Genomic DNA, 6,343 nt, shown 5'->3' on the forward strand with positions numbered 1-6,343 from the left:
TACAAAGGGTACACTTTAAATTAGGAATCCCTTTTATATATTAAAGACGCTTTTCGAGTTCGGCTTTCTTCTCTTCGTAACCCGGCTTACCCAGTAAAGCAAACATATTTACTTTGTATGCTTCTACACCAGGTTGGTCAAATGGGTTAACACCTAGTAAATAGCCGCTCATTGCACATGCTTTTTCGAAGAAATACACAAGGTATCCAAATGAATACTCGTCCATTTCCGGTACATGAACAATTAGATTTGGTACGCCACCATCTGTATGAGCTAGCATTGTACCTTCAAATGCTTTCTTATTTACAAAATCAACGGATTTACCAGCTAAGTAGTTTAATCCATCTAGATCGTTCTCTTCTGCCTCTACAAATAGTTCATGGCGAGATTTTTCAATGTTAATCACGGTTTCAAACAAATCGCGGCGACCTTCTTGTACATATTGTCCTAGAGAATGAAGATCTGTTGAGAAGTTTGCAGATGATGGGTAAATTCCTTTTTGGTCTTTCCCTTCACTCTCACCGAATAATTGCTTCCACCATTCAGAGAAGTATTGAAGTCCTGGCTCATAGTTGATGAGCATTTCAATTGTCTTTCCTTTGTTGTAAAGAGCATTACGTACTGCAGCATATTGGTAAGCAGGGTTTTCTTCAAGCTCTGATTTAGAAAAATCAACACTTGCAGCTTGTGCACCCTTCATCATTTCTTCAATATTTGCACCACTAACAGCAATTGGGAGTAAACCAACAGCAGTTAAGACAGAATAACGGCCACCAACATCATCTGGAATAACAAATGATTCATAACCTTCTTCAGTTGCTAATGTTTTCAATGCACCACGAGCTTTGTCAGTCGTTGCAAAGATACGTCCTCGAGCTTCTTCTTTACCGTATTTTTCAATTAACATCTTTCTGAAGATACGGAATGCAAGTGCTGGTTCTGTTGTTGTACCAGATTTAGATATAACGTTGATTGAGTAATCTTTTCCTTCTAATAAATCCATTAGGTCTCTCATATAAGTTGAGCTAATGTTATTTCCCACAAATACGATTTGTGGTGTCTTGCGTTGTTCCTTCGATAAAGCATTATAGAAGGAGTGGTTTAACCAATCGATTGCAGCTTTTGCACCTAGATAAGATCCACCAATTCCAATGACAAGTAAGATATCTGAATCTGATTTGATTTTTTCTGCACTTTTTTGAATGCGAGAGAATTCTTCTTTGTCATATTGGGATGGAAGGTCTACCCATCCTAAGAAGTCGCTGCCTGCACCTGTTTTTTCATGTATGGAATGGTGAGCGACCTTTACCGCATCACGTAAATATGTAATTTCATGTTCTCCAAAAAAAGTTAAAGCCTTTGAATAATCAAAACGAACATGTGTCATTTTTCTGCCTCCATCCTTGTGTTTTCCAAATCTCTTTTCACTGTACCCAAAGTTTTCCGTAAAATCAATACTATCGACTCGATGTAAGCGTGACCAATTAAAAATTTTAAAAAAAAGTGCTCACACAGGTAGTATGAGCCTTTTTGATGGAATATAAGAATCTTTTTTTTCACACTTATAAAGAAGCTCGGAGAATCTCAAGCGAGTCTTGTTTATTAAGTACTTTAAAGCGGCCAAATTCTCCATAGACGACAGTTTTATCAGCCATAAGTTCAAGATTTTCTTCTCCGATGCCGTAATCTGAAAGTTTTGATGGCGCCCCGATACTAGTCCAGAATGCTCGAAGCTTTTCAATTCCTTCTAAAGCAACTTCACGGTCTGTTTTTCCTTCAGGATCGACATGAAAGACACGGACTGCCAACTGTTTGAAACGGCCTACATTTTCGTCCAGAACATGCTTCATCCAATTAGGGAATATAATCGCAAGGCCGCCACCATGAGGGATATCATATACTGCAGATACCGCATGCTCGATATTATGTGTGGCCCAATCTCCGTTATATCCCATGTTTAACATTTTATTTAAAGCAAGTGTTCCATTAAGCATAATGGTTGCCCGATAATCATAGTTTTCAAGATCATTAATTAACTTTGGTGCGGTCTCAATAACGGTACGTAAAACCGATTCACACCACTGGTCCTGTGTTAATGTATTTGGTACATGATGGAAATAATGCTCTAGCACATGTGACATCATATCTACCATACCATAGACAGTTTGATCTTTTGGCAAGGTAAAGGTATGGACCGGATCTAGAATGGAGAATTTAGGAAAAACTGCTGGACTTCCCCAACCATATTTTTCATTTGTTTCCCAATTTGTAATTACAGAACCTGAGTTCATTTCTGAACCAGTCGCAGCAATCGTCAATACTGTTCCTAACGGAAGAGCATCCGTTGCCACTGCTTTACGTGTCATGAAATCCCACACATCTCCATCGTATTTTGCACCAGCTGCGATTGCCTTTGTACAATCAATGACACTACCGCCACCAACAGCAAGTAAAAATTCAATTCCTTCTTTACGGCAAATGTCGATTCCTTTTCGGACTGTTGATAATCGTGGATTGGGTTCGACTCCCGCTAGTTCGTGAACTTCTGCCCCAATTCCCGCTAATAAGGAGATAACTTGGTCATACAATCCATTTCTTTTAATGCTTCCCCCACCGTAAACTAGCAATACTTTTTTTCCGTATTGAGGTACTTCATTCTTCAGCTCCTGTAGCTGACCTTTTCCGAAAATGAGCTTTGTTGGGTTATAATATGTAAAATTTTCCATAACGCTCGCCTCCTAAAAAATTATCCCATACCACACTATTTAGTAAATAGACTTTTTAAAACCTTTTATACGAATACATATAAAAAAGAGACAATTCAATAATCGCCTCTTTCTCATTGTTAGTATTAGTTAAAATTTGATTGTTCAATCCATTCTTCAAGCTTATCTTTTAAAGTATTGAAACCTTGTGAATCAGAATTCGCTTGTTGTGCTTGTGCTGGACGCTTTTTAGGTTTTGCTGTTTTTTGTACTGGCTTTTCTGGTGCTTCTTGTGTAGCACGAATAGATAGTCCTATTTTGCCCTTTTCCTCATCAATCGACAAAACTTTCACTTCTACTTCGTCGCCAACCTTTAAATGCTCGTTAATATCTTTAACGAAGCCATGGGTTACTTCTGAAATATGAACTAAACCTTGTGTATTTTCGTCTAATGCTACAAATGCGCCATAAGGTTGTATTCCGGTAATTTTACCCTTAACAACACTTCCTACTTCAATCTTTTCTGTCATGCTACCCAACTCCTAAAACTTTAGTTTATTCACTTTTTTATACGCAATAAAAAATTATATCACAAATTAGCCAGATTTTCAAAAAAGAATCTTTTCGCATTAATTAGAGTTACCAATATGAGATGAAATTATGAAGCAGGTAAATTTTATCATGGTTTGGGGGGAATCTGTCGAGATGTTTAAAAAAGGAGAAGAGCGGGTAAACTAGTTTCAAAGGCTTTCTAGTATTCCCCCTTTTGTATGTAGGACAAAACCAAACTGGTTTTGTCCATTTTTTTGTCTAGCTTCAGGCGCCATCTGCTCTCTGGTCTAGCCAATCGCCGATAAGCGAATGCCTTGTGCTGTTCTATATTACACGAGGTTATTATTTTTTAGGAATCGTCCCATCCGTTTTACAGCCTCTTGTAGTTGTTCTAATGAAGAAGCGTAAGAGCAGCGAATATAACCTTCTCCGCTCTCACCAAAGACATCACCGGGAACAACTGCCACTTTCTCCTCCATCAGTAAACGGTGTGCAAATTCCTCTGATGTTAACCCTGTTTCCTTAATCGATGGAAAAGCGTAAAACGCTCCACCTGGTAGATGGCAAGATAAACCTATTTCCTGTAAGGAAGAAACGAAGAAGTTTCTTCGCTGACGATAGCTTTTTCTCATGTACTCTACATCAGAAAGACCATTACGTAGAGCTTCTATTGCCCCATATTGAGCCATTGTCGATGCACACATCATCGTATATTGATGAATTTTTAGCATGGCTTCAGATATTTCCCTTGGAGCTGCTGAATACCCTAAGCGCCAACCCGTCATCGCAAAGCCCTTAGAAAATCCAGAAACAAGAATGGTACGGTCAAACATACCTGGAATACTTGAAAAGCTCGTATATTTACCCTCATAGGAAAGCTCTGCATAGATTTCATCTGAAATCACGATCAAATCGTGTTTTTCAACGATTTTAGCAATGGCTTCAAGTTCTTCTTTCTTAAGCATCGTGCCTGTCGGATTATTTGGAGAACAAATAATAATTGCTTTTGTACGGTCAGTTACGACATTTTCAATTTCTTCAGGCTGCAGCTTAAATTCATTTTCAGCCTTCGTATGGACAGGGATCGGAACTCCCCCTGCGAGGGACACTATAGGGCCATAAGCAACAAAGGTTGGCTCCACAATAATAACCTCGTCACCTGGATCAACAAGTGCTCGAATAGCTAAATCAATTGCTTGACTACCACCGACAGTGACAATAATCTCATTATTAGGTGAATATTCCACATCAAAGGACTTATGTAAATAAGCTGATATTTCCTGTCGTAATTCAATCAGTCCTGCGTTTCCAGTGTAGGAGGTAATCCCCGCTTCAATCGATTCGATACTTGCTTCTCTAATTGACCAGGGTGTTACAAAATCTGGTTCACCCACTCCTAAGGAGATGACACCTTCCATCGTTACCGCTAAGTCAAAGAATCGACGGATACCCGAAGGTTTTAATTCTTGTACTTTTTTAGAAAGATATTGGGTTGTCATGGTGTCACCACAATCCGTTTATCATCTTCGCCTTGGTCAAAAATGGTGCCATCATGTTTATACTTTTTCAAAATAAAATGGGTTGTTGTTGAAAGAACGGAATCTAAGGTTGAAAGTTTTTCAGATACGAAGGTCCCAACCTCTGACATTGTTTTTCCTTCAATGACAACGGACAAGTCATATGCACCAGACATTAAATAGACAGACCTTACTTCCTTAAAGTGATAAATACGCTTGGCAATTTCATCAAAGCCGACACCTTTTTTCGGGGTTACCTTGACATCTATCATGGCTGTCACACCTTCGTGGCCTGCTACTTTCTTCCAATCCACAATTGTGTTATATTCTACAATAATCTTAAGTTCCTCTAGCTTACGAATAATAGCTTCGACTTCATCGACAGTTTTGCCGACTAATTTTGCGATTGTTTCTACAGGAAGTCGTCCATTATTCTCAATAATCTCGAGTATTTCAATTTCATTTTCCTGCAATTTCATAACGGTCACCCCTAGTATTTTTAAAATGATTTTTGTCATTTATTATATCAGATTAATGGACAGTATATTGAATCATTTTTGATTCATTTGAAATTTTATGAGTTTTTCTTTGCTCTTTGGCAAAAATAGGAATAATCATTTCATTAGGATGTGGGGTTTCATCAATGGACACAATTCAAATAAAAGGAATAAGCCTTCATTATGAGCTATATCAACATAACGAAGAGAAGCCCGTTCTCGTATTATTACACGGGTTTTTATCATCATCGTTCAGTTTCCGAAGACTTATTCCCTTCTTATCAAAAGACTATACCATTCTATCTGTTGACATACCTCCATTTGGAAAAAGTGAAAAATCAACAAGGTTTACATACTCTTTTTCAAATATTGCAACTGTAGTAACTGATTTAATTCGTTCTTTTCATTTTTCAAAAGTCAATTTAGTGGGACATTCGATGGGTGGGCAAATTTGCTTATATATTGCAAAACAATCACCGAGTTTGGTGGATAAATTAGTGTTGCTTTGTAGCTCTGGTTATATGAAACGGATGCCGAAATCGTTAATCTATTCTTCCTATCTTCCTTATTTTCATTATTTTGTAAAACGGAAGTTGGCCAAACAAGGTGTATTACATAATTTACGAAATGTCGTTCACAACCAGGATCTTATTAGTCAAGATATGATAGATGGCTATACGGAGCCATTCTTGGATAACCGGATTTTTATGGGGTTAACACGGATGATCCGCCATCGTGAGGGTGATTTACCATCTGAGGAATTAAAACAAATCAAACATCCCGCTTTATTAATTTGGGGTGAAAAGGATCGGGTAGTTCCAATTTCTGTAGGGCGAAGGTTGCATCAGGATTTACCTAACTCGACGTTTGTATCAATTAAAAATACAGGTCATTTGGTCCCTGAAGAATGTCCTGAAAAAGTAGCAGCTTATATGACGGAGTTTATTTAGATAGAAAATTGAATAGAGTCAATAATTCGGACTCGATAGACTGCTATCTTGCTCTTACTGTCAAAATGATTGACTCATTCGGACTCGGTTAAGGAGTTCCTCTCTCTTCCTGTCAAAATGGT

General features: G+C 38.0%; 6 protein-coding genes. 1 reads left to right on the forward strand and 5 read right to left on the reverse strand.

Annotation, left to right across the window (positions count from 1 at the left end):
• Positions 1–40: 40 nt before the first annotated feature.
• The 5 genes from V7138_RS24425 to V7138_RS24445 all read right to left on the reverse strand — a co-directional run bounded on the left by V7138_RS24425 (position 41) and on the right by V7138_RS24445 (position 5,253).
• Entirely contained in the window at positions 41–1,387 is a 1,347-nt protein-coding gene (locus V7138_RS24425; RefSeq protein ID WP_335402530.1) for a glucose-6-phosphate isomerase, read from the reverse strand.
• Positions 1,388–1,562: 175 nt separating this feature from the next.
• Positions 1,563–2,726 (reverse strand): iron-containing alcohol dehydrogenase, encoded by a 1,164-nt coding sequence (locus V7138_RS24430; RefSeq protein ID WP_335402531.1) that lies wholly within the window; start codon positions 2,724–2,726, stop codon positions 1,563–1,565.
• Between the two features lie 125 nt (positions 2,727–2,851).
• A complete protein-coding gene (yugI, locus tag V7138_RS24435) occupies positions 2,852–3,235 on the reverse strand; it encodes a S1 domain-containing post-transcriptional regulator GSP13 (protein WP_335402532.1) in 384 nt (127 codons plus the stop codon).
• Between the two features lie 351 nt (positions 3,236–3,586).
• Positions 3,587–4,756: an aminotransferase gene (locus V7138_RS24440; RefSeq protein ID WP_335402533.1), complete on the reverse strand. Its 1,170-nt coding sequence runs from the start codon at positions 4,754–4,756 to the stop codon at positions 3,587–3,589.
• Positions 4,753–5,253, reverse strand: coding sequence for an Lrp/AsnC family transcriptional regulator (locus V7138_RS24445; protein WP_335402535.1), 501 nt, complete (start codon positions 5,251–5,253; stop codon positions 4,753–4,755). The genes V7138_RS24440 and V7138_RS24445 overlap by 4 nt, the downstream gene beginning before the upstream one ends.
• A 164-nt stretch (positions 5,254–5,417) precedes the next feature.
• On the opposite strand from V7138_RS24445, the gene V7138_RS24450 reads away from it, so the two are divergent.
• Complete coding sequence (locus tag V7138_RS24450; RefSeq protein ID WP_335402537.1) at positions 5,418–6,221, forward strand: alpha/beta fold hydrolase; 804 nt, start codon at positions 5,418–5,420, stop codon at positions 6,219–6,221.
• Positions 6,222–6,343 lie beyond the last annotated feature (122 nt).

The organism is Bacillus sp. JJ1533, from assembly GCF_036965045.1.
In the GTDB taxonomy this organism is placed as follows: Bacteria; Bacillota; Bacilli; order Bacillales; family Bacillaceae_L; genus Ferdinandcohnia.